Below are 22,320 nucleotides of genomic sequence, written 5' to 3' on the forward strand. Positions count from 1 at the left end.
ATTTGACTGAAGATCAGCGGCAGTTATTTTGTTGTCTGATCTGAGAAAAGGCATGGCAAATGGCAACCAGAAAACTGTTTCTTCTGCCGGGCGACGGCATCGGCCCTGAAGCAATGGCGGAAGTCCGCAAGATCATCACTTATCTGAATGAAGAAAAAGGTCTTGGCTTTGAGACCGATGAGGGGCTGGTTGGCGGTTGCGCCTATGATGCGCATGGCCAGGCGATTTCTGAAGCTGATATGGAAAAGGCTTTGGCGGCGGATGCCGTGCTGTTTGGCGCTGTGGGCGGCCCGAAATGGGATAGTGTGCCTTATGAAGTGCGCCCCGAGGCCGGATTGTTACGGCTGCGCAAGGATCTGGCCTTGTTTGCCAATTTGCGTCCGGCCATTTGCTATCCGGCTTTGGCAGATGCATCATCCCTGCGCCCCGAAGTGGTTGAAGGCCTGGATATTCTGATTGTGCGTGAGCTGACAGGCGGTGTCTATTTTGGCGAGCCGAAAGAAATTATTGATCTCGGCAATGGCCAGAAACGCGGTATCGACACGCAGGTTTATGATACCTATGAGATTGAGCGCATTGCCGGTGTGGCTTTTGAACTGGCGCGCACCCGCGGCAACAAAGTCACCTCAATGGAAAAGCGCAATGTGATGAAATCCGGCGTATTGTGGAATGAGGTTGTGAGTGCAACTCATAAGGCAAAATATGCCGATGTGCAGCTTGAGCATATGCTGGCCGATGCCGGCGGCATGCAGCTGGTGCGCTGGCCAAAACAGTTTGATGTGATTGTTACTGATAATCTTTTTGGTGATTTGTTGTCTGATGTTGCGGCAATGCTGACCGGTTCGCTCGGCATGTTGCCATCGGCATCGCTTGGCGCGCCGGATGCTGTAACCGGCACCCGTAAGGCGCTTTATGAGCCGGTTCATGGCTCCGCGCCGGATATTGCAGGCAAAGGCATTGCTAATCCCATTGCAATGATTGCCTCTTTTGCAATGTGCCTGCGCTATTCCTTTAATCTTATTGAAGAGGCTGATCGTCTTGAAGCGGCCATTGCCGCAGTGCTGGATGATGGTATCCGCACCGCTGATATCTGGGCGGAAGGCTCGAAAAAGGTTGGCACTGTTGAAATGGGCGATGCAATTCTTGCCAAATTCAAGGCATTGTCTGCTTAAAATACCGGCAGTTTTGCCCGATCTCAGGCCGCTATAGCGGCTTTAAGCCAAAACAGAGCAATAAAGACCGCCGGCGCAATAATATGCCGGCGGTTTTTTTATGGTGCTGTTATTCTACATGATTGAGGTCGCGGTCTTTGGTTTCACGCACAAAGAGCAGACCAACCACAAGGGTCATGAGTGCGATAATAATCGGATACCACAGGCCGTAATAAATATCGCCCTTGGCAGCACTCATCGCAAAGACGGTTGCCGGCAGCAGGCCGCCAAACCAGCCGTTGCCGATATGATAAGGCAGCGACATGCCGGTATAGCGGATACGTGTCGGGAACATTTCCACCAGAATAGCTGCAATCGGGCCATAGACCATGGTAACATAGATTACCAGAATGGTGAGGATGAGAATGGTCAGCGGCCAGTTTACTTCATCCGGAGCAGCCACAATTTTAAAGGTGCCGGCATCAGGGATTGTATAAACCTTTTCTTCCCGGGCATTAGCCATATCTGCATCGGTGATGAGCTTGGCGGCAAGCTGTTGTTCTGCGGTCATGCTCACGGCCTCTCCTGCGCGGATTGCCTGCGCATCAAGTCCGAGTTCAGGATTGGCGGCAATAAAGCTATCAAGCCTGGAATCGGGCACCTTGGCGGGATTACGCACCAGAGGGAAGCCAGCCTTTTGCAAGGCCAGATGAATATCATGCGTGAAAACAGGAGCGCGGGCTGCGGCATCTGCCTGTTTTGCATCATAGGATGTGATGGTGCTGTCACCGATTTTTACCGTTGCGGCTGCGCCTGCAGGGCCGGCCTCAATCGTATAAGGCACCGATGAGCGGGACAGAAAAGCAGTGGCCACATCACAGGATGTGGTGAATTTGGCGGTGCCAACCGGATTGAACTGGAATGTACAATCGCCAGGCGCTGCCGTAACTGTGGCGCTGATGGTGGCCTCGGCACGGGCAAGTGCCGGATTTGCCGCGCTGGTCAGTGCTTTAAACAGCGGAAAATAGGTGAAAATTGCCAGTGCCAGCCCTGCCATGATGATTGGCTTGCGGCCGATTTTATCAGACAGCCAACCCCAGAACAGGAAGAAAGGTGTTGCTATCAGCAGTGCTGCGGCAATCATGATATTGGCTGAGATGCTCTCCACCTTCAAAACATTCTGCAGGAAAAACAAGGTGTAGAACTGACCTGAATACCACACCACAGCCTGACCCGCAGTAAGGCCGAACAGGGCGATCAGCGCGATTTTGGCATTTTTCCATTGTCCGAAAGCCTCGCTTAGCGGTGCCTTGGATTGTTTGCCTTCTTCTTTCATTTTTTTGAAAGCGGGTGATTCATTCATCTGCATACGGATCCAGACGGAGATGCCGAGAAGAATAACCGAAATAAGAAACGGCACGCGCCAGCCCCAGGCTGCAAATTCTTCTGCCGTCATTGAGTTTTGGACTGTGAGAATGACAATCAATGACAGGAAGAGACCAAAAGTTGCCGTGGTCTGGATCCAGGATGTATAAAAGCCGCGACGGCCGTTTGGCGCATGTTCTGCCACATAGGTTGCCGCACCGCCATATTCTCCGCCAAGTGCCAGCCCTTGCAGCATGCGCAGGGCAATCAGTATAATCGGTGCGGTAATGCCAATACTCGCAGCGCCGGGCAAAAGACCAACCAGAAAGGTTGACATGCCCATCACCACAATGGTGACAAGGAAGGTATATTTACGCCCGACAAGGTCGCCGATACGGCCAAAGAACAATGCCCCGAAAGGCCTCACGAGAAAGCCCGCCGCAAAGGCCAGAAGCGCAAAAATATTGCGGGTTGTTTCGGGATAATCGCTGAAAAAGGCGGCGCCGATATAAATTGCCAGCGAGCCGTAAAGATAAAAATCATACCATTCAAAAACGGTGCCGAGCGATGAGGCAAAGATAACTTTGCGCTCTTCCCTGCTCATTTTGGGCGCGCGCTCCCGCACGCCATCTATTACTGCCATAATTTATCCTCCCAGATAAAATAATTGCCGGAAAAGCAATAAAGTTGCCTGCTAATGTGCGGATTACCTGTTTTTATACGGGCAGGTCGTCCGTACCGGCCGCGGTTCCTCCATCCGTCTGACCGAGCAGTCACAAATAGAATGAACTGAAAATGGAATTTGCGTCAGTATTCTTTAGTCTAATAAGGCTGAAAAAAATTTCTCCAGTTTTGCCTTGCGGGTGTGAAAGATTGGAAAATTGATGTTTTCTGAAAAAATACGCGCCCTTGACGACATAAACGGCAATTGACTCTTGCCAAAATCGCGTTAAAAGCAGCAGTGAATTAGGAGAAGCCGCGTGGAAATCCTCGCTTTGTCATCAGTTCTGTCGAATTTTTCCGGCCTTGTGCGGGCATGCGGAGCTGTGGCTTTATTTTCTCTCCGGTTCATAATTATCAAAACGGCCATGATTGCCCTGACGACAATCACCTCGAAAACGACCACCAAAACGGTCTGAACCCTTGGCCTGCTCACCCTCTCCCGGGTTAGGCCCGGGGCGCGGAGAACCTGCGTGGCCACGGGTTTTCTGGTGTGAAAGCGGAGAGGGACAGGAGATTTCACATGGGTTTCAAAATAGCTGTTGCCGGTGCCACGGGTAATGTGGGCCGTGAAATGCTCAATATTCTTGAAGAACGCGGTTTTCCGGCTGATGAAGTTGTGGCGCTTGCATCGCGTCGCAGCCAGGGTGCGGAAGTATCATATGGCGACAAGACGCTGAAAGTTAAGGCACTCGACACTTATGATTTTTCCGATACGGATATTTGTCTGATGTCGGCAGGTGGGTCCGTTTCCAAGGAATGGTCGCCGAAAATCGGTGCGCAGGGCTGTGTGGTGATCGATAATTCATCAGCATGGCGTTATGATGCAGATGTGCCACTGATTGTGCCGGAAGTGAATCCGGATGCTGTTGAAGGATTCCGCAAACGCAATATCATTGCCAATCCTAATTGCTCGACCGCGCAGCTTGTTGTGGCGCTGAAGCCTTTGCATGATGCTGCAACTATCAAGCGTGTCGTGGTTTCAACCTATCAGTCTGTTTCCGGTGCCGGCAAGGAAGGTATGGACGAATTGTTCCAGCAGTCGCGTGCGGTTTTTGTTGCCGATCCTGTCACAGCGCAGAAATTTACCAAGCGCATTGCCTTCAATGTTATTCCGCATATTGATGTGTTTATGGAAGATGGCTCCACCAAAGAAGAGTGGAAAGTGATGGCGGAAACCAAGAAGATGCTGGATCCGAAAATCAAGATCTCCTGCACCGCTGTTCGCGTTCCGGTATTTATTGGCCATTCCGAGGCGGTGAATATTGAATTTGAAAAGCCGATCAGTGCTGAAGAGGCCCGCGAAATACTGCGCGATGCACCGGGCTGCCAGGTTGTTGATAAGCATGAGGACGGCGGCTATATCACCCCTTATGAAAGTGCCGGTGAAGACGCGACCTATATTTCACGCATCCGCGAAGATATTACACTGGAAAATGGTCTTTCCATGTGGGTTGTGGCAGATAATCTGCGCAAGGGTGCCGCACTCAACACAGTGCAGATTGCTGAATTACTTCTGGCACGCGGTTTGATCAAGCCAAAGGCTGCTGCCTGATCTAATTGATAAAGTATTGAGAAAAGGGTGCGTTTATGCACCCTTTTTATTGCTGTTCACGATTGCGGTATTGCATGATCGCGGCATTCACCTCTGCTCCTATAATGAAAATGGCGGCAATAATATACAGAAACACAATGGCTACCATGATAGAGGCTAGACCGGCATAGGTTGTGACATAGCTGGCAAAACTTTCCAGATAGCGGGCAAAAGCCGTGGCACCGGCCAGCCACGCAAGAAGGGTGAGTATAATGCCCGGCAGAATATCAAGCAATGAGCGGCGGCCTGCAGGTAGCCAGATATGAACGACAAACAGGCCGAAAATGAGCACGGAAAGTGCAATGGCATAGCGCCAGAAACCGAAAGAAATGGTCATGGTTTCAAGGCCGGGCACCCATTGTTCTGCAAGGCGGATGGCAAGGGGCGCCAGCACCAGCAGAAAACTGATGGCCATAATACTGAGCGTGGCGATAATCACAAAACCAAGGCTTTGTGCACGGCAAAACAGGATGGAGCGGGTATCTGTGACGCGATAGGCGCGGTTGAGCGCAACGCGCAGGGCTTCCACACCATTGGAGGCAAAATAGGCCGCGGCAATTACACTGAGTGTCAGCAGGTCGCCGCGCTGGATCGTCAGCACATTTTGCACTTCACGGGCAATTGGCGCGGCAATGGCTGGTGGCCAGGTGTCAAAAATCACATGCACGGCAGTATCGGCAAAAGCATTGGCACCGAGAAAACTGGCCAGTGCCGTTGCAAAAATCAGAAACGGAAACAGTGCCATCAGGCTGGATAATGCAATATGAGATGCAAATGCCCAGCCGTCATCGGAAGCAAAATGCCCGAGTGCATCAATCATAATCTGTCTGAGGAAACGGGCTGTTTTTCGCATAGACAGAAAATCCTTCAGCATATCTTTCGGTAAAGCATTCTGTTTGCTGCTTATTGCAGGCTGCTATTTACCGTTTATTGTTGCCTTTATCACCGGAAACACGATTTAACCTGTTGTCCGATGCGCTGTGGTGGTTGTGTTTGTGTGGTATAATTGACGAGATGTCAAAAGCTTAAATTCTATAATCATTGTACAAACAGGGTTTGTAATTATTCAGAGTTAAAAATAAGCATTGCCTTTTTATGCATTGCATCTTTTATCGGAAGATCGTTTGTTTTTTCAAGAGCGCAACGCAGCAAGCAGCCTCTGAATGGCAACAGGATTACAGAGGGAACCGGCAGATCAGCGGTAAAATATTTGCTGCCTGTGCGCCGGTTTTACAAAAATCCTGCCTGATCAATTGTAATAATAGTTTTGTTTCTGAAGCGGCCACCTGAACCGGAAATGCTCTATCTGACAGGCACAGCATCTGTTACATAAAACAAGAAAACGAACCGGAAGTTGTTCGCGGGGAGGGTGAAAATGGACGGCTTATTTAAATTTGCGGCAATGATTGCCGTTGCGGTTGTGGCTTTTGTGCTGTTTTTGGGGTTGCGCAATATGATACGCCATGGTGATGGTGAGACATCCAACAAATTGATGCGGCTGCGTATTATATTCCAGTTTATTGCCATCTTGCTGATGGTTGGCGCCTTATATTTCGCCAAACGCTGAACAGTATGATTACTGTATGAAACGGGTGTGATTTTTGTGGTTAAACTGAATAAAATTTATACGCGCACCGGTGATGATGGCACAACCGGCCTTGTTGGCGGCGCGCGGCGGCGCAAGGATGATCTGCGAATTGCCGCTTGCGGGGATATTGATGAGGCCAATGCCGCCGTGGGGCTCGCGCGGCTCTATACCGCGCTGATATCACCGGAAATTGATAATATTTTATGCAGGGTGCAAAATGATCTTTTTGATCTTGGTGCGGATATTGCCACGCCTCAACATGATTGTGCCTCTGGTTATGAGCCGTTGCGCATGATTGACAGGCAGGTTGAACGGCTGGAACAGGAGATTGACAGGCTCAATGCGCAATTGCAGCCTTTAAACTCCTTTATTCTGCCCGGCGGCTCTCCTCTGGCGGCTCATTTACATATGGCGCGCACAATTGTGCGGCGGGCAGAGCGGACAATGGTGGCATTGGCAGCACAACAGCAAATTTCTGCAGTTTGCCTGCATTATATCAACCGTTTATCCGATCTTTTATTTGTTGCTGCGCGAAGTGCCAATCATGATGGCAGGGATGATGTGCTCTGGGTGCCCGGCCAGACACGCTGATGAATTCTTTTCACGCTGATGAATTTTTATTGCGTGCGCAGCGTGCAGATAAGGCGGATGCGACCCTATTTTGAATATATTATTATGAAATAATATTAATCCGCATTGTGTTTGGCCGATTTTGAGATGATTCTTTTTGTGGTTCAATTCTCTGCGGAGAAATGCCCATAAAGAGAGCGTTTCGCGGATATTTTTCTGCTCTTTTGACGCAGTTTTGTTGTATATTTTGCGAAAATTCATGCAATTGAAAGTTATGATCATAATTCATAGCCTTTCTGCGGGTTATGATTGACCTCTTTGCTGTTCAGAATTACGTTCTTAATGAAATCTCTGAAACTGCGGTCATTAAAGACCGCGGTATTGGGAGTGTGCGCGTAATTATCGGCTGATGTCGGCATCGGACAAGTGGTTGATCTGCTGTGTCGTTAAATTGACATCTGACGAAGATGTGTGAGGGATATAAGCCGGTTCAGAAGGTATTATATTCTGTTAAAAAGCGAGCGGCGCGGGCTGCTCAAATGGAGAGGATCTTAACCGAATGAAAGTTTTGGTCGCAGTTAAACGGGTTGTTGATTACAACGTCAAAATCCGCGTCAAGAGTGACGGTTCCGGCGTTGAGCTGACCAATGTCAAAATGTCGATGAACCCGTTTGATGAAATCGCGGTTGAAGAGGCGCTGAAGCTGAAGGAAGCCGGAAAGGTTTCTGAAGTGGTTGTGGTTTCTATCGGCCCTGCACAGGCACAGGAAACACTGCGCACTGCATTGGCAATGGGTGCAGACCGTGCAATTCTGGTCAAGAATGACGATGTTGTCGAGCCTCTCGCTGTTGCCAAAATTCTTAAAGGTGTGGTTGAGGCTGAACAGCCAAAGCTTGTTATCCTTGGTAAGCAGGCTATTGATGATGATGCAAACCAGACCGGACAGATGCTCTCTGCATTGCTTGGCTGGGCACAGGCAACTTTTGCTTCTGAAGTGCAGCTCTCCGATGCTGCTGCCAATGTGACCCGTGAGGTGGACGGCGGATTGCAGACTATTGAAGTTAAGCTGCCGGCCATTATTACCACGGATTTGCGCCTGAACCAGCCGCGTTATGCTTCCCTGCCCAATATTATGAAGGCCAAGAAGAAGCCGCTGGATGAGAAAACACCTGCCGATTATGGTGTTGATACCGCGCCACGCCTGAAAATCCTCAAAACAGAAGAACCGTCCGGCCGTAAAGCCGGTGTCAAGGTTGCCTCCGTTGCCGAGCTTGTTGACAAGCTTAAAAATGAAGCAGGCGTATTGTAAGGGTTGAGGACAGGAAAACGATTATGGCTATTCTTCTTTTTGCAGAACACGATAATGCAAGCCTTTCCGACCAGACTGCCAAGGCGCTGACGGCAGCTCTTGCTATTGGCGGCGAAGTGGATGTGCTGGTTGCCGGTAAATGCGCCAAAGCTGCGGCAGAGGCAGCAGCAAAGCTCAAAGGTGTGCGTAAGGTTTTGTTGGCTGAGAGCGATACTCTGGAGCATCGTCTTGCTGAGCCGGCAGCGGCGCTTCTGGTAAGCCTTGCTGGCAATTATGATACGATTATCGCACCGGCAACCACTTCAGGCAAAAACATATTGCCACGCGTTGCCGCACTTCTGGATGTGGCACAGGTATCGGAAATCATGGAAGTTGTTTCTCCGACTGTGTTCAAGCGTCCGATCTATGCGGGCAATGCAATCCAGACTGTGGAAACCACGGATGCTAAAAAAGTGATCACCGTGCGTACAGCCTCTTTTGCTGCTGCCGGCGAGGGAGGCTCTGCTGCGGTGGAGACCATTGATGCAGGCAGTGATCCTGCCGTGTCAAAATTTGTTGAAGCTAAGATCTCCGGTGGTGATCGTCCGGAACTGACTTCGGCAAAAATCATTATTTCCGGTGGTCGTGCGCTTGGTTCGGCTGAAAAATTCAATGAGGTTATCACCCCTGTAGCTGATAAGCTTGGTGCTGCCATCGGCGCCAGCCGTGCTGCGGTTGATGCCGGCTATGCACCAAATGACTGGCAGGTTGGCCAGACTGGTAAGGTGGTTGCCCCTGAGCTTTATATTGCTTGCGGTATTTCCGGCGCGATTCAGCATCTGGCCGGTATGAAGGATTCCAAGGTGATTGTTGCAATCAACAAGGATGAAGAGGCTCCGATTTTCCAGATTGCCGATTATGGTCTGGTCGGAGACCTGTTCACCGTTTTGCCGGAACTGGAAAAAGCCCTCTAATGATAAGGCCCGGTCATGACAATCGGTCATGACAATCGGGCATGACTGTTTCCGACACAGAGCGCGTTCGGATATTTAATCCGGGCGCGTTTTGTTTTAGAGCTAGGGTAAGGTTCTTGTTTTTGCAGCATGGTTTAATTGAGGCCGGACTCATGCAGGTGAGGCTGGTCATTTGTGGCAAACAGAGATAATTCTTTTGCTGCAAATTATTGATACGAAGGGATCGGAGCGGATCATGAGTTTTACGATCAAAACAGTAGGTATCATCGGCGCAGGCCAGATGGGCAATGGTATTGCCCATGTCTGTGCGCTGGCAGGCTATGATGTGTTGCTGCATGATGCTTCGCTTGAGCGGCTTGAAAACGGCATTGCCACAATCAGCGGCAATATGGCGCGTCAGGTTGCTTCCGGCAAATTGAGTGAGGATGCACGCATTGCCGGTCTGGCTCTGATCAAACCGGCTCATTCCGTGGCGGATCTGGCTCCTTGCGATCTGGTGATTGAGGCCGCAACGGAAAATGAGGCGATCAAAAAACAGATTTTTGCGCAGGTCTGCCCGCATTTGCACAGCAATGCCATTCTTGCCACCAATACATCATCTATTTCCATCACCCGTTTGGCAGCAACGACAGACCGGCCCGAGCGTTTTATCGGCATTCATTTTATGAATCCGGTGCCGGTGATGAAGCTGGTGGAACTGATCCGAGGCATTGCCACAGAAGAACCAACCTTTGCCATAGCACAGGATTTTGTGCAGAAGCTTGGCAAAACAATTACTGTTTCAGCCGATTTTCCGGCCTTTATTGTTAACCGCATTTTGCTGCCGATGATTAATGAGGCAATTTATACACTTTATGAAGGCGTTGGCACTGTGGATGCGATTGATACAGCGATGAAGCTTGGTGCCAATCATCCGATGGGGCCGCTGCAGCTGGCCGATTTTATTGGGCTGGATACCTGCCTGTCGATTATGCAGGTACTGTATGAAGGCTTGTCAGATTCTAAATATCGCCCGTGCCCGCTTCTGGTAAAATATGTTGAAGCTGGCTGGCTTGGGCGTAAAACTGGCCGCGGATTCTATGATTACCGCGGTGATGTACCGGTGCCGACCCGTTAAATTTTCTGCCTATGTGGACAGGCAGAAAAACCCTGCTCTTGTATCAAGAGCAGGGTTTTTCTTTTATGCTTTCCAGCATGTTTGTTGCAAATATCAATGGGAATGACGTGCTGCGCAGGCCGGACCAGGGCCGCGCATATAATGGCGCTCGGGGCGATAGCTCGGCGCAATAAACTCACGTACTAAACTCATAATGTGACGAAACTGAACAATCAGACCCATCGCCTTGCACCCTGATATATCTCAATTCATTATCGTTACCGAAGCCCAAATCACAACGGTGAATTTAAGGTAAATCATAACCGGAAAAGGTGAATGTGAAGTGAATCTGCATCCTTAATAAATTATTAAGACCGTCCCGAAGCGCATAGTGCACCGCGAGGTTTCTATTTGCGAAGGAAAAGACTTTTTACAATGTTGCCGGTAACCACGCTTCTCAGACATGTGCAATGCCGATGCTTATAAGCGAGATTGTGCAAACAATTTCGCAATTGAATGTTTTATACATTCTGCTGAAAGTTTCAGCGGCAGATGAAGCCAGACATAATGAAATTACCCGCCCGCTTTCTGCTTATGATGCATTCGTATTAGACTGTATGAGACGGTATCATACTCGACCCTCAAGTTGCACAGTGAAATTGTTCGTGCCTTAAAGTTCGATGGAATATGAATTGGATGGGGGGCGGATTAATGTTGGATCATGAAATTATTCTGCAGGAACTGGAGCGAATCGAGAATTCAGAGGCGTTTATCCAAAAGCCCCGTGTGCGTCAATTCCTCAGATTTGTCGTGCTTGAGACCCTTGCCGGAAAGGAAGAAGGCCTGAAGGCATCCAGTATTGGCTATGAAGTATTCGGACGTAACGAACCCGATGATGCCTTTGTCAGAACGACTGCCGGCAGGTTACGTAGCGCACTCAGGGATTATTATCTGTCTGAAGGCAAGGATGCTAAAATAGAGATCAGCATTCCAAAAGGACAATATTCGCCGGTTTTTACAGCCACAGACTATCGCACTTCGCCGCCAATAGCTGAGAAGAAAACTGCCTCTAAGGCGGAGAAAAAAGACAACAATAAGACCAGAAAACATAATTTTAAAATAAATTTTATTGTGTTATTTATATATTCAGCCATTATTATGGCTGTATTGGCATTTGTTTTATATAGAAGCGATAAAACTATCGCCGGACCAAAGACATTTATAATCGTTGATCAAAGATCAATAAATTTAAGTAAGAATCTGAACATAAGCAAGAACATAGTTGCTTCGCAATTAGAAAAAAACTGGCTGATATAGGTCTTGTGAGTGTTATATCATCGGATGCGAATATAGATAGTAATAATATCGTAAACCAAGTGGTGTCCTTGAATCCCGGTTCTGAAATTCTGCAACTTGAATTTACGCTTGATGTAAATATGGAAGGAGGGAAAATTTACTGGAAACTTATAAATCCAACCTCCCGGCTTATCCATTGGGCAGATATAATTCATATAGAAAAAGCAGATAGTACAGAAAAAACGATAGAACTACTGACAGAGAGACTGGCTTTTAACATAGCCGGTAATAATGGTGCTGTTTATAAGTTAAAGAATATATTTTCTGTATATCGCCGGGAGGCAGCGGACTGTATTTCGCAAACAGGGCGGGTTGCACTTATAGATGATGCCACAGTTGCCTTAAGAACTGTTCATTGTCTGCAGTCGCTGGTTGATGAAGCCCCTAAACGAGGTGATCTTCAGGGGCTGTTATCTATAGTTTTAAATTATTATGCTGAGATTGTTGCTGCCAGCGGAAATAATGCGGAGCCGTGGTTTGAGCTTGCACGTATTTCCGCATCAACTGCATTATCTTTATCGCCCTGGTCTTTTTATGCGCGTGAAGCGCAAATTTATGCAGCTTTTTATTCAGGGGATAATACACGTTTTCATAAAATCTCTTCACAATTATTGCAGGATTATCCTGGTAATCCGGCCTTGAAAATTAAAATAGGCTCGCGCCTGATACGTCTTGGTGATTATGAGCAAGGCCGGGCGTTGCTTCTTGATGGCATGCAGAACAGTCAGGAGGCTGATAAGCTTAATTACTTATCTGCTGCGCTTTCTTATTTGGGTGAGCTCAATTTTCAAGCTGCTTTCATCTATATTAATCGTGTGGATTCTTCTGATCATTATTTTGTACCTGCTTTTAAAGCTGTCGCCTTGGCAGGGGTGGGAGATATCAGCGCAGCAAAAAATGAATGGCAACAAGTGATTAAGATGAAGCCGGATTATGAAAATCATATGATTGAAGATATGCGTGCGCACAGGCTTAATGAAGCTCTGCTAAATATAATATTCAGAACGCTTAAAAAAAACGGAATTTTGTCTGATCAGGCGCAGATGTGAGTTATAAAAAATATGTTTTGTGAATTTGAAGTAATAAATAGATAAACAAAAATTTCAGCCTGTATGATACTGCGTGTATCATACAGGCTATATCTGCGATGTGCCAATGATAATCAGGTGGTAAGACAATAGAGAAGGTTGCCGTCTAATCCGCGTAATTTTACGTAAAACGGCTTGTTTTAGGCGAGGTAGCTCATTGGTTAGTTCTTCGTGTTCCAATAATTTGAGCATTAAAATTTAAAACTTTCTCTCGTTTTTTCAAAGATGAAATACGTTGATCATCAAGCCTGTTTGGCGGTCTGTCTTATAAAGGGTGCCTTGAAGGCTATCTTGCACTTTTCTGTTTATGCGTAAAATCCCATTGGGTCAGTATTCTGCGATAAGCCTGCGGCTTGTAGTGTACAGCGCTTTATTTCAGAGCAATTTAGGGTGAAATATAATCGCTATAATATTTATAACTGTTTGTTTTATAATATATTATTCCTATGAACTGATTTTCATTTTTAGCACAAAAATACCCCGTATCATTTATGTTATGCGTTACCGTATGACACCGTGACGATCCTGTTACCCCCACCGGCAAGGCGCTAGGCAGGGTGCAAATGACACACATTCATTTGCCCGAAGCTTCAGCAATTTTACCTGAAGCGCCGCGTTTTAGGGGAAGTATGAAATCAAGATCCGTTCACTCTGTATTGGCACGCCTTCATGAAAAAGAGACGGCAAGCCAGACAGGGGCGCTCAATATAAACACTGAAACCTGCCCGTCAGATTCGGCTGTAAAAAGCCGGATGGCTGAGCGTTTAGGTGTTATTGCTGCGGAGCTCAATCTGCTGTTTTCCGGTTTTGCGGGTGATGTAAGCTGCCTTGTTAGGGTTGATGCCGCAAATGTGCCGTTTCTTTTTATCGGTGAGGTTCTTGGTCTGGAGCTTTCTCTGGAAATTGCAGCTGAATCTGATCAATTTGTTGTTTGTGAAAAAAGCGGTCAGGCGCCGAGTATTCTTATCACAGCCAATGAAGCGCGGGTGATTGATCATATTATCGGGCTTGTTACATCTTCAGGCATAAATTTGATGCCGCAAAAGGCTGATCAGGCTGTTGATGCGCTGATTGGTCAATCGCTTGCCGATGTTGAGGGCCGCCTTGTCATGCGCACACTGCGCTATTTTCGCGGCAACAGCGTGCAGGCGGCATTTGCACTTGGTGTGAGTGAAGCAGAATTGATTGCCCTGATGCGCCGTCACCTGCTTGATGCGCCGCCAGTTCTTTTTGCAAAGGAGGGGCGGCAATGAGTGCTGTTGTTATCTCATCTCGCAGGCGTGAACTGGCTCATACTATGATGCGTGCCGGTAATCGGCAGTCTCCCTTGCTTGAGCTTGGTTTATCTGCCGAGCGGATTGTTAATCTCTCATCGCCGGATAAAGGCAGCCTTTATGAAGAGTGCCTTGCGCGTTTGCTGGTTAATGAAGAGGTTTTGCTTAAAGGTGCTGATTTTGTCAGCGATCTGGAGGCTGCCGGCTGCATTGGTGTGCTGGATGTTGCTGTTGCGGATATGATGCTTGATACCCTGTCGGCCAATCCGTTTATCCGGCTCGGATGCAATATCTCCCCTTTCACGCTTGCAGATAATGTTGCCTGGAATGCGCTTATGCGCAAGCTGGCCGCGCGTCCCCGCCTTGCAGCACGTGTGACACTGGAAATTACGGAAAGCGCACCTCTTGATGAGATTGGCGATGTGGCCGCGCGTCTGCGTCAGGCAAAAGCCTGCGGCTGCCGCATTGCTCTGGATGATTTCGGGGCGGGCTATGCCAAGGCCGGCCGTTTGCGTCATGTTGATATTGATTGGGATATTATCAAGCTTGATCGCAGTTTTTTGAAAGATTTGCGAAAAACGCCTGCCGGTCGTGACGGATTGGCCTCTGCCGTTGCCTTGGCAAGCTGCTTTGCGCCTATGGTGGTGGTTGAGGGTATCGAGACCAAGGCGCAGCTTGCACTTGCACGCGCCAGTGGTGCGCATTTCGGCCAGGGCTGGTTATTCAAGGCGGATGAGGCGCCGCTGTGCTGGCATCGGCTTAATGCGGAGGCAAGCCGCAGCATTGGTGGTGCCATGCAGAAAAACATCGTTTCCGGCCATTTGTTTGAGCCTGCTTATGCATCTTCCCCTGTTGCAGGGCACAAGGCCAAAACCGGCAGCGGGGCAAAGCCGGCATTGCACTTTCAGGCAAGGCGGTTTGTGGCGGCATTGGCCGGCCATGCGCGCAAGCTGCGGCCAAAATATCAGATCAGACAAATCCGGAAGAGGTGGGGCATGTGAGGCGCACTTTTTCCACGCAGATCAGCCCCCTGATCACGGGCAGAGCATTTCAACAGTTCAAATATTTCACCTTATACAGGATAGCTTTGTTATGAATCATTACAAACTTGGCTCTTTTACAATCAATTGGGGTATCGGAGCAGGGGCAAGCCGCCAGTGCCGCAAGCGCCTGATGGCTATTTTGCGCCGTTCATCCTCCGTGCTTGGCCTTAGCCGCAAGGGGTTGGGGCTTGGCATGCTTGGCGTGGGCGCACATATTGCAATTGCCATTGCAACATTGGGCGCAGGCATGGCTGTTGGTACCGATAATGCCTGGGCTTGGACAATGGGCCCTGGAGCTGAGGATGCGGATGGCAAAGGTGTGGCTGTTGGTGCGCAGGGTGATAAATCGGGAAAAAACACTAAAGCTGGTACAAACTCATCAATTGCTTTTGGGATTGCTTCGCAGGCTTTGGGGCAATACTCTACTGCAATTGGGAATAGAGCTATTGCTGCCAAAGAGGAAACAGTAGCTCTAGGAAATTCGGTAACTGCATCAGGTTTATATTCAGTTGTCGTTGGTGCCAGATCTACTGCCTCTGGAGAAAAGTCAGTGGTAGTGGGGTATAAATCTACCGCAGGAGGCAGGAGCGCAAGTGCACTTGGTACGTTAGCATCTGCAAGTGGTGGTAATGCGACAGCAGTGGGTCTTCGTGCTGCCGCTTCTGGTAATAATAGTGTTTCCATTGGTGTGGATTCAGTTGCCGATAAGAACGAGGCAACAGCAATAGGTCCTGTTGCAAAAGCAACTGGATTGGAAAGCTCGGCTTTTGGTGTTTTTGCAAATGCCTCTGCTGAAAATGCGTCAGCAATTGGCGGAAGGAGCATTGCAAGTGGCACCCGCGCAAGTGCATTTGGATATAAAGCAAATGCAGGTGGAAATGACTCCGTTGCACTTGGCTCACAGGCTGTTGCAACTGGTTATGGTGCAGTGGCAGTGGGTGTTAGTGCTGCCGCTTCTGGTAATAATGCTGTTGCCATTGGTCGTGAGGCAATAGCCTCGGGCATTGCCTCGTCAGCCTTTGGCTATGAAGCTTCCGCAAGTGGCGCCCGCGCAAGTGCATTTGGATATAAAGCAAATGCAGGTGGAAATGACTCCGTTGCACTTGGCTCTGGGGCAACGGCATCACAAACAAAAGCAATTGCTATAGGTGAAGGTGCGCAGGCAACCGGTGAGCAAACTATCAGCATTGGTGTTGGTAATAAGGTCGCGGGTGCACGCTCCGGCGCAATTGGCGATCCCTCGATCATCAATGGTACAGACAGCTACAGTGTCGGTAACAACAACCGTATTGGATCAACCACGAATAATGCTTTTGCCATTGGTAATAATGTGCTACTTGGTGCTGATGCTGCGGGTAATAATACGACCAGTGCCAGTAATTCCGTTGTTCTGGGTAATAATGTTACGATCGGGGTTCAAAACGCAACCGCTGTAGGTAATGAGACGAAAGTCGGGAAACATAGAGGCTCTGCATTTGGATATAAAGCAGATGCAGGTGGAATTGACTCCGTTGCACTTGGCTCACAGGCTATTGCAACTGGTTATAATACAGTGGCAGCGGGTCTTCGTGCTGCCGCTTCTGGTAATAATAGTGTTGCCGTTGGTGTGGATTCAGTTGCCAATCAGGCTCAGGCAACGGCATTAGGTTCTGTTGCACAAGCAACAGGGCTTGATTCTACAGCAATTGGTAAAGCAACAACCGCTTCCGGCGAAGCTTCAGTTGCACTTGGCTCTAGGGCAACGGCATCACAGACCGATAGCGTTGCTATAGGGCATTTGAGTAAAGCAACCCAGGCTGGAGGCGTAGCATTAGGTTCTGGATCTGTTGCTGATCGTGCAGCCGGTTCAGTTGGCTATGTGCCTGGTAATGCAACGGATGAGGCAAAAACAGCAATTGGTAAAGCAACCAAAGCTTCCTTGGCGGCCGTTGCCGTTGGTGATGCTGCTGGAAATAATTTACGTCAGATCACTGGTGTTGCCGCAGGTACGGCCGATACAGATGCAGTTAACGTTGCCCAGCTTAAAGCGGTTACGAGCACAAGCGGTGTTGTTCAGCGCACAAGCACAGCTGATGTTACTGTGCTGACAGCTGCCGGCGGTGATGCTGCAAATCCTGGTAATGCTCAGAAGCTGACCAATCTTGCTGATGGTGCTGTTTCTGACAAATCTACCGATGCAATCAATGGTTCGCAGCTTTTTGCCACGAATACCAAGATTGATACTGTTGCAGCCAACACCTCCTCCTATCTTGGTGGTGGTGCGGATGTAGCTGGTGGCAAGGCTCCGACCTATTCGGTTCAGGGCAAGGATCATAATGATATTGGTTCAGCCATTGGTGCGGTTGATGGTGAACTGGCGACCCTGCATAATGCGGTTGCAGGTGGTACGACCGGTATCGTTCAGCGCACAAGCACAACTGATGTTACTGTGCTGACGGCAGCAGGTAAGGATGCGACCGATCCGGGCAATGCTCAGAAGCTGACCAATCTTGCAGCTGGTGAAGTTTCTGCAGGCTCGACCGATGCAGTCAATGGTTCGCAGCTTTTTGCCACGAATACCAAGCTTGATGCGGTTGATGGCAAGGTGACAGACCTTGACACATCGGTGACCAATATTGACAACCGTGTAACCAATATTGCCGAAGGTAAGGCTGGTGTTGTTCAGTGGACAGATGATGCCAATGTTGCAACCATGACAGCCAAGGATGGCTCGAAGGTTGCCCAGAAGCTGACCAATCTTGCTGATGGTGCTGTTGCTGCAGATTCGACCGATGCAATCAATGGTTCGCAGCTTTTTGCCACGAACGATAAGATTGATACTGTTGCAGCCAACACCTCCTCCTATCTTGGTGGTGGTGCGGATGTAGCCAATGGCAAGGCTCCGACCTATTCGGTTCAGGGCAAGGGTCATAATGATATTGGTTCAGCCATTGGTGCGGTTGATGGTGAACTGACGACCCTGCATAATGCGGTTGCAGGTGGTACGACCGGTATCGTTCAGCGCACAAGCACAGCTGATGTTACTGTGCTGACGGCAGCAGGTAAGGATGCGACCGATCCGGGCAATGCTCAGAAGCTGACCAATCTTGCAGCTGGTGAAGTTTCTGCAGGCTCGACCGATGCAATCAATGGTTCGCAGCTTCATGCCACGAACCAGACTGTAGCTGGTATTGGCGATCGGGTTAGTGTGGTTGAAGGTGATGTCACCAATATCAAGAATGATATGACAGGCCTTGGCACAACGGTGAACAATATTGACAACCGTGTTACCAATATTGCCGAAGGTAAGGCTGGTGTTGTTCAGTGGACAGATGATGCCAATGTTGCAACCATGACAGCCAAGGATGGCTCGAAAGTTGCCCAGAAACTGACCAATCTTGCTGATGGTACTGTTGCTGCAGATTCGACCGATGCAATCAATGGTTCGCAGCTTTACAAAGCATCGGATCGCATTGCACAGGCATTTGGCGGTGGCTCTGTTGTCAATCCTGATGGCACAATCAGTGCGCCAAGTTATACGATTCAGGGCAATAACTATAATAATGTCGGCTCTGCATTTGGTGCGGTTGATAACAACCTCACGCTTCTCAACAACTCGATTGTTGCAGGTACGACCGGTATTATTCAGCGCACAAGCACAGCTGATGTTACTGTGCTGACAGCTGCCGGCGGTAATGCCGCAGACCCGGGTAATGCCCAGAAGCTGACCAATCTTGCAGCTGGTGAAGTTTCTGCCACCTCGACTGAAGCAATCAACGGTTCGCAGCTTCATGCCACGAATACCAAGGTCGAGCAGGTTGCGTCAAACACCTCCTCCTATCTTGGCGGTGGTGCAGATGTGGCCAATGGCAAGGCTCCGACCTATTCGGTTCAGGGCAAGGATCATAATGATATTGGTTCAGCCATTGGTGCGGTGGACAACAAGCTGACAGACCTTGATACATCTGTGGCCAATATTGGTAATAAAGTGACCAATATTGAGAACAAGGTAACCAATATTGCTGAAGGTAAGGCCGGTGTTGTTCAGTGGACAGATGATGCCAATGTTGCAACCATGACAGCCAAGGATGGCTCGAAGACTGCGCAGAAGCTGACCAATCTTGCAGCTGGTGAAGTTTCTGCCACCTCCACCGATGCAGTTAATGGCTCTCAGCTTCATGCCACAAACCAGGCTATAGGTGACCTTGACGGACGCCTTACCAATGCAACGCTGACTGTGGAAAATGCGGTTCGCTATGATACAGTTGACGGCAAACGGGTTAACAGCATTACCCTTGAGGGTGGTAACCCGGATGCTCCGGTTGTCTTGTCCAATGTTGCAGCTGGGACCAAGGATACGGATGTGGTTAATGTTAAGCAGTTGAAGGATACGTCTGAACAGACGCTGAAACTGTCGAAGGATTATACCGATACCCGTGTTGAGGAAACTTACGTCAAGATTAAAGACTATACCAATAACGAGAACAGTAAGACCTTGTCGGCAGCCAATAGCTATACAGACGATAAGTTTAATCTGCTTTCCGGCGAGATTGGCGATGTTCGTAAGGAAGCACGGCAGGCCGCAGCCATTGGTCTTGCTGCAGCATCACTCCGCTATGACGATCGTCCTGGTAAGCTGAGTGCTGCAATTGGTGGCGGTGTCTGGCGCGGTGAGGGCGCTGCAGCTTTCGGTATTGGTTATACCAGTGAGGATCAGCGCCTTCGTACCAATCTGTCTGCGACAACCAGTGGGGGACACTGGGGCGTTGCCGCAGGCCTGAGTTTCACTCTGAACTAAACGGAGTGAACGATGTTTGCAGGTATCAGGAGTATTTGCCCCCGAATCCTAACCCTCTTGGTTCTTGCGAACCTGTCCGGCAGCCCCGTATTGGCTGCCGGTCAGAGCCCGGCACCGGTTGCTGCTCAACCGGTGCCGGCTAATCACCTGCCAAGATACTCAGTAAAACCGTCGGATGTTCTTGTTCCCAGTGATGTACCATTGGGGCAATATCGACGGGTAATGCAGCCATTTCCAAGCTGGACACTGATTTGCGATGAGAATCTGGCGAAGAAGCAAAAGGTTTGTAATGTCTCGCAAACGATTGTGGACGAGGCAGGCAGTGTGGCATTCAGCTGGTCTCTTGCTGCAGCGGCAGATGGCAGACCTTTTTTTATATTGCGTGTTCCGGCATCCGTGGGCAAGACCGGCTCAGTGCAATTGAAACTGGCTGATAAAGGCTCTCTTGTGCGCGTACCGATAGAGGCATGCGATGCAAAGGTCTGTGTTGCCTATCAACAGGTTGGTCCGCGTTTGAAGGCGGCGGTCGCCAAGGGGCAGCCGGTGGTTGTTTCCTTTGCTGCGGATTCTTCTGCGCAAATGATTTCTTTTTCTGTCCCGCTTGAGGGACTGGGCGATGCCCTGGCTGCAATTTGAGAATTTTGCAGTTTTTAAAAGTACCGGCAGTCGATGTCCTGAAGCCGGGAAAATCAATAGTCGTCCTGAAGTCAGGGTAATTTCCCAAGTTCAGCATGTATAAAATTCAGGGATCTGACATATGAAACAATTCCCTTCCGGCCAATATGATCCGGCCGAAAAACAAAATAATCATAACAAGAATAAGATGCCTCCCCTTAGTAAAGGGAAGCGGCGCAGCAACCTGATCCGCCCGTTTATACTGGCTGTTATCGGTTGCGCTCTGCTCGGGGGGGCGGGGCTGGCAATCTGGCATTCTCCATTGGTGGGCGCAGGCTCTGCGCAGGCCTCTGGAGGACAAAAAAAGAACCGTTTCACATCAGCCAATAATACCAGTCTTTTTGCCAGACATGCCAGCAATGCCGGCATTAAAAGCTGTAGTGATACCTATAAGGAACTTGGCGAGGCGCTGACGGTCGGTGCGCGCTATATGGTGCAGACTGAAAGTGCGCATAAAAACCCTGATCAACATGCGCTGCAAGGGTTGGTAGGGCTAAATTATCAGGGGCAGGGCGATTATAGCGGCCATGCGGTAGGACTGGTTTTTGTTGCACCGGTAACGGGGAGCCAGAATTGTGAAGGCACAATGTTGCGCGTGGTTCCGTTTCAAAAAAGTTGTCAGGCGGCGGCCAATCTGCTTCCGGCCGGAAGTAAACAGGGGCAATCGCTTATGGGGCTGCCGGTATTTGAACTTCCCAACAGCGGCTATGCCATGCTGATGCCATCTGGTGAAGGATGCGTCGTGTTGTCTGTCGTGCGCGGGGCGGGGAGCTAGTGCCTTTGGCTGTTTAAAAAACTGAATTGCCCTAAAGCGCACGGCTCGTGATGCCTCTCAGATATAATCTAAAAATTAAAGTATAGCGCAGAACCGGAATTGCACCGGCTCTGTCAATTGGCCTCAGAGGGGAGTGAGCGGGCAAGGCAGCAACGGCCACGCTCAGGGCTCTAAAAATAGATAGGATATATTATGCATAACAATCAGCAATCGCGTTTTCATCGCTTGGCATTTAAGGTCTCTGTGGCTTTGCTTGTTGTTGCCGGAGTAGCAGGTGCCGGATATGCTTTTCTCCCTTCCATGACCGGAGAAGCTGTTGCGGCAGGAGAAGGTAAAAAAGCTAAAGCTTCGCAATCCGCACCTGCGGAACAAAGAGATGACAGCCCGTTTGCGCAACATAGCAAACAGGCCGGTGCCAAAGCCTGCCGTGATGTTTTTACTGTGCTAGGTCCGATCATGGCTTCCGGCAGCTCCTATAAGACTGCAACTTTCTGGAATCAGAAAGAGGGCGATAAACATGCTATCAGCACATTGGCCGGTCTGAATTTTGATACGCCGGATTTTAAGGGCAATGGGGCCGGGCTTGTCTACAGCGCGCCTGTAAACGGAGGCTGTGAAGGGATATCGGTGCGGGTTGTCCCTGTGCAGGGCACATGCCCTGATTTTGCTGCCAGCCTCGCTGATAATGTAGTCGAGACGGAAGATCTTTATGGGGTTCCGCTTATGATGCTCAAATCCGGAGCCAAAGTAATGGCGATGCCGGCAGGAGATAATATGTGCGTTGCTATTACAACCATGTTTGCCAATGGCGCGCTGGAATAGGTGTCTTTGACCTTATTTATCCTGATCTTATTACAAGGCCATTCTGTCGCGATGAATTGGAGAGGATGGCCATTTTATGATCCATACCGTTGAAACGGGCTGTTTTGGGATCAGTCAAATCAATCTACAGAGAAAACCTGGTTGCTGTTCTTGATCGGCAGATG

The 22,320-nt window shown here is 49.3% G+C and carries 18 protein-coding genes; 15 read left to right on the plus strand and 3 right to left on the minus strand.

Annotated features, from left to right (window positions below; all coding sequences use genetic code 11):
• Positions 1 to 59 precede the first annotated feature (59 nt).
• Positions 60 to 1,172, plus strand: a complete 1,113-nt coding sequence (gene leuB, locus ACSTTO_RS01140; RefSeq protein ID WP_439271264.1) for a 3-isopropylmalate dehydrogenase — start codon at positions 60 to 62, stop codon at positions 1,170 to 1,172.
• Between the two features lie 109 nt (positions 1,173 to 1,281).
• Here the strand turns inward: leuB and ACSTTO_RS01145 are convergent, their stop codons facing one another.
• Positions 1,282 to 3,159, minus strand: a complete 1,878-nt coding sequence (locus ACSTTO_RS01145; protein ID WP_439271265.1) for an MFS transporter — start codon at positions 3,157 to 3,159, stop codon at positions 1,282 to 1,284.
• A gap of 600 nt (positions 3,160 to 3,759) precedes the next feature.
• Between ACSTTO_RS01145 and ACSTTO_RS01150 the strand changes: the two genes are divergently transcribed.
• A complete protein-coding gene (locus ACSTTO_RS01150; RefSeq protein ID WP_439271266.1) occupies positions 3,760 to 4,791 on the plus strand; it encodes an aspartate-semialdehyde dehydrogenase in 1,032 nt (343 codons plus the stop codon).
• 46 nt (positions 4,792 to 4,837) lie between these two features.
• Here the strand turns inward: ACSTTO_RS01150 and ACSTTO_RS01155 are convergent, their stop codons facing one another.
• Entirely contained in the window at positions 4,838 to 5,683 is an 846-nt protein-coding gene (locus ACSTTO_RS01155; RefSeq protein ID WP_439271267.1) for a YihY/virulence factor BrkB family protein, read from the minus strand.
• A 522-nt stretch (positions 5,684 to 6,205) separates the two neighbouring features.
• Between ACSTTO_RS01155 and ACSTTO_RS01160 the strand changes: the two genes are divergently transcribed.
• The 5 genes from ACSTTO_RS01160 to ACSTTO_RS01180 all read left to right on the plus strand — a co-directional run bounded on the left by ACSTTO_RS01160 (position 6,206) and on the right by ACSTTO_RS01180 (position 10,367).
• Entirely contained in the window at positions 6,206 to 6,397 is a 192-nt protein-coding gene (locus tag ACSTTO_RS01160; protein WP_439271268.1) for a twin transmembrane helix small protein, read from the plus strand.
• A gap of 36 nt (positions 6,398 to 6,433) precedes the next feature.
• Entirely contained in the window at positions 6,434 to 7,009 is a 576-nt protein-coding gene (locus tag ACSTTO_RS01165) for a cob(I)yrinic acid a,c-diamide adenosyltransferase (RefSeq protein ID WP_439271269.1), read from the plus strand.
• A gap of 538 nt (positions 7,010 to 7,547) precedes the next feature.
• Entirely contained in the window at positions 7,548 to 8,297 is a 750-nt protein-coding gene (locus tag ACSTTO_RS01170; protein WP_439271270.1) for an electron transfer flavoprotein subunit beta/FixA family protein, read from the plus strand.
• Between the two features lie 23 nt (positions 8,298 to 8,320).
• On the plus strand, positions 8,321 to 9,250 hold the full coding sequence (locus ACSTTO_RS01175; RefSeq protein WP_439271271.1) for an electron transfer flavoprotein subunit alpha/FixB family protein: 930 nt from the start codon (positions 8,321 to 8,323) through the stop codon (positions 9,248 to 9,250).
• Between the two features lie 235 nt (positions 9,251 to 9,485).
• Positions 9,486 to 10,367 (plus strand): 3-hydroxybutyryl-CoA dehydrogenase, encoded by an 882-nt coding sequence (locus tag ACSTTO_RS01180; protein WP_439271272.1) that lies wholly within the window; start codon positions 9,486 to 9,488, stop codon positions 10,365 to 10,367.
• 93 nt (positions 10,368 to 10,460) lie between these two features.
• Here ACSTTO_RS01180 and ACSTTO_RS01185 read toward each other — a convergent pair whose 3' ends face one another.
• Positions 10,461 to 10,589, minus strand: coding sequence for a hypothetical protein (locus ACSTTO_RS01185; RefSeq protein ID WP_439271273.1), 129 nt, complete (start codon positions 10,587 to 10,589; stop codon positions 10,461 to 10,463).
• A 468-nt stretch (positions 10,590 to 11,057) separates the two neighbouring features.
• On the opposite strand from ACSTTO_RS01185, the gene ACSTTO_RS01190 reads away from it, so the two are divergent.
• The 8 genes from ACSTTO_RS01190 to ACSTTO_RS01225 all read left to right on the plus strand — a co-directional run bounded on the left by ACSTTO_RS01190 (position 11,058) and on the right by ACSTTO_RS01225 (position 22,156).
• The gene (locus tag ACSTTO_RS01190; RefSeq protein WP_439271274.1) at positions 11,058 to 11,663 is read left to right on the plus strand and encodes a hypothetical protein; all 606 of its coding nucleotides are present in this window, start codon (positions 11,058 to 11,060) and stop codon (positions 11,661 to 11,663) included.
• Positions 11,664 to 11,731: 68 nt separating this feature from the next.
• Positions 11,732 to 12,751, plus strand: coding sequence for a tetratricopeptide repeat protein (locus tag ACSTTO_RS01195; RefSeq protein ID WP_439271275.1), 1,020 nt, complete (start codon positions 11,732 to 11,734; stop codon positions 12,749 to 12,751).
• A 668-nt stretch (positions 12,752 to 13,419) separates the two neighbouring features.
• Positions 13,420 to 14,043 carry a hypothetical protein gene (locus ACSTTO_RS01200; RefSeq protein ID WP_439271276.1) on the plus strand — a complete coding sequence of 208 codons (624 nt, stop codon included), beginning with the start codon at positions 13,420 to 13,422 and terminating at the stop codon, positions 14,041 to 14,043.
• Entirely contained in the window at positions 14,040 to 15,065 is a 1,026-nt protein-coding gene (locus ACSTTO_RS01205) for an EAL domain-containing protein (protein ID WP_439271277.1), read from the plus strand. The genes ACSTTO_RS01200 and ACSTTO_RS01205 overlap by 4 nt, the downstream gene beginning before the upstream one ends.
• A gap of 91 nt (positions 15,066 to 15,156) precedes the next feature.
• A complete protein-coding gene (locus tag ACSTTO_RS01210; protein ID WP_439271278.1) occupies positions 15,157 to 19,884 on the plus strand; it encodes a YadA-like family protein in 4,728 nt (1,575 codons plus the stop codon).
• Between the two features lie 222 nt (positions 19,885 to 20,106).
• Positions 20,107 to 20,520 carry an invasion associated locus B family protein gene (locus ACSTTO_RS01215; protein ID WP_439271279.1) on the plus strand — a complete coding sequence of 138 codons (414 nt, stop codon included), beginning with the start codon at positions 20,107 to 20,109 and terminating at the stop codon, positions 20,518 to 20,520.
• Between the two features lie 121 nt (positions 20,521 to 20,641).
• Positions 20,642 to 21,334 (plus strand): hypothetical protein, encoded by a 693-nt coding sequence (locus tag ACSTTO_RS01220; RefSeq protein WP_439271280.1) that lies wholly within the window; start codon positions 20,642 to 20,644, stop codon positions 21,332 to 21,334.
• Positions 21,335 to 21,526: 192 nt separating this feature from the next.
• Positions 21,527 to 22,156, plus strand: coding sequence for a hypothetical protein (locus tag ACSTTO_RS01225; RefSeq protein WP_439271281.1), 630 nt, complete (start codon positions 21,527 to 21,529; stop codon positions 22,154 to 22,156).
• The last annotated feature ends 164 nt before the right edge of the window (positions 22,157 to 22,320 follow it).

It is taken from the genome of Pseudochrobactrum albidum (assembly GCF_051851455.1).
GTDB lineage: Bacteria > Pseudomonadota > Alphaproteobacteria > Rhizobiales > Rhizobiaceae > Pseudochrobactrum.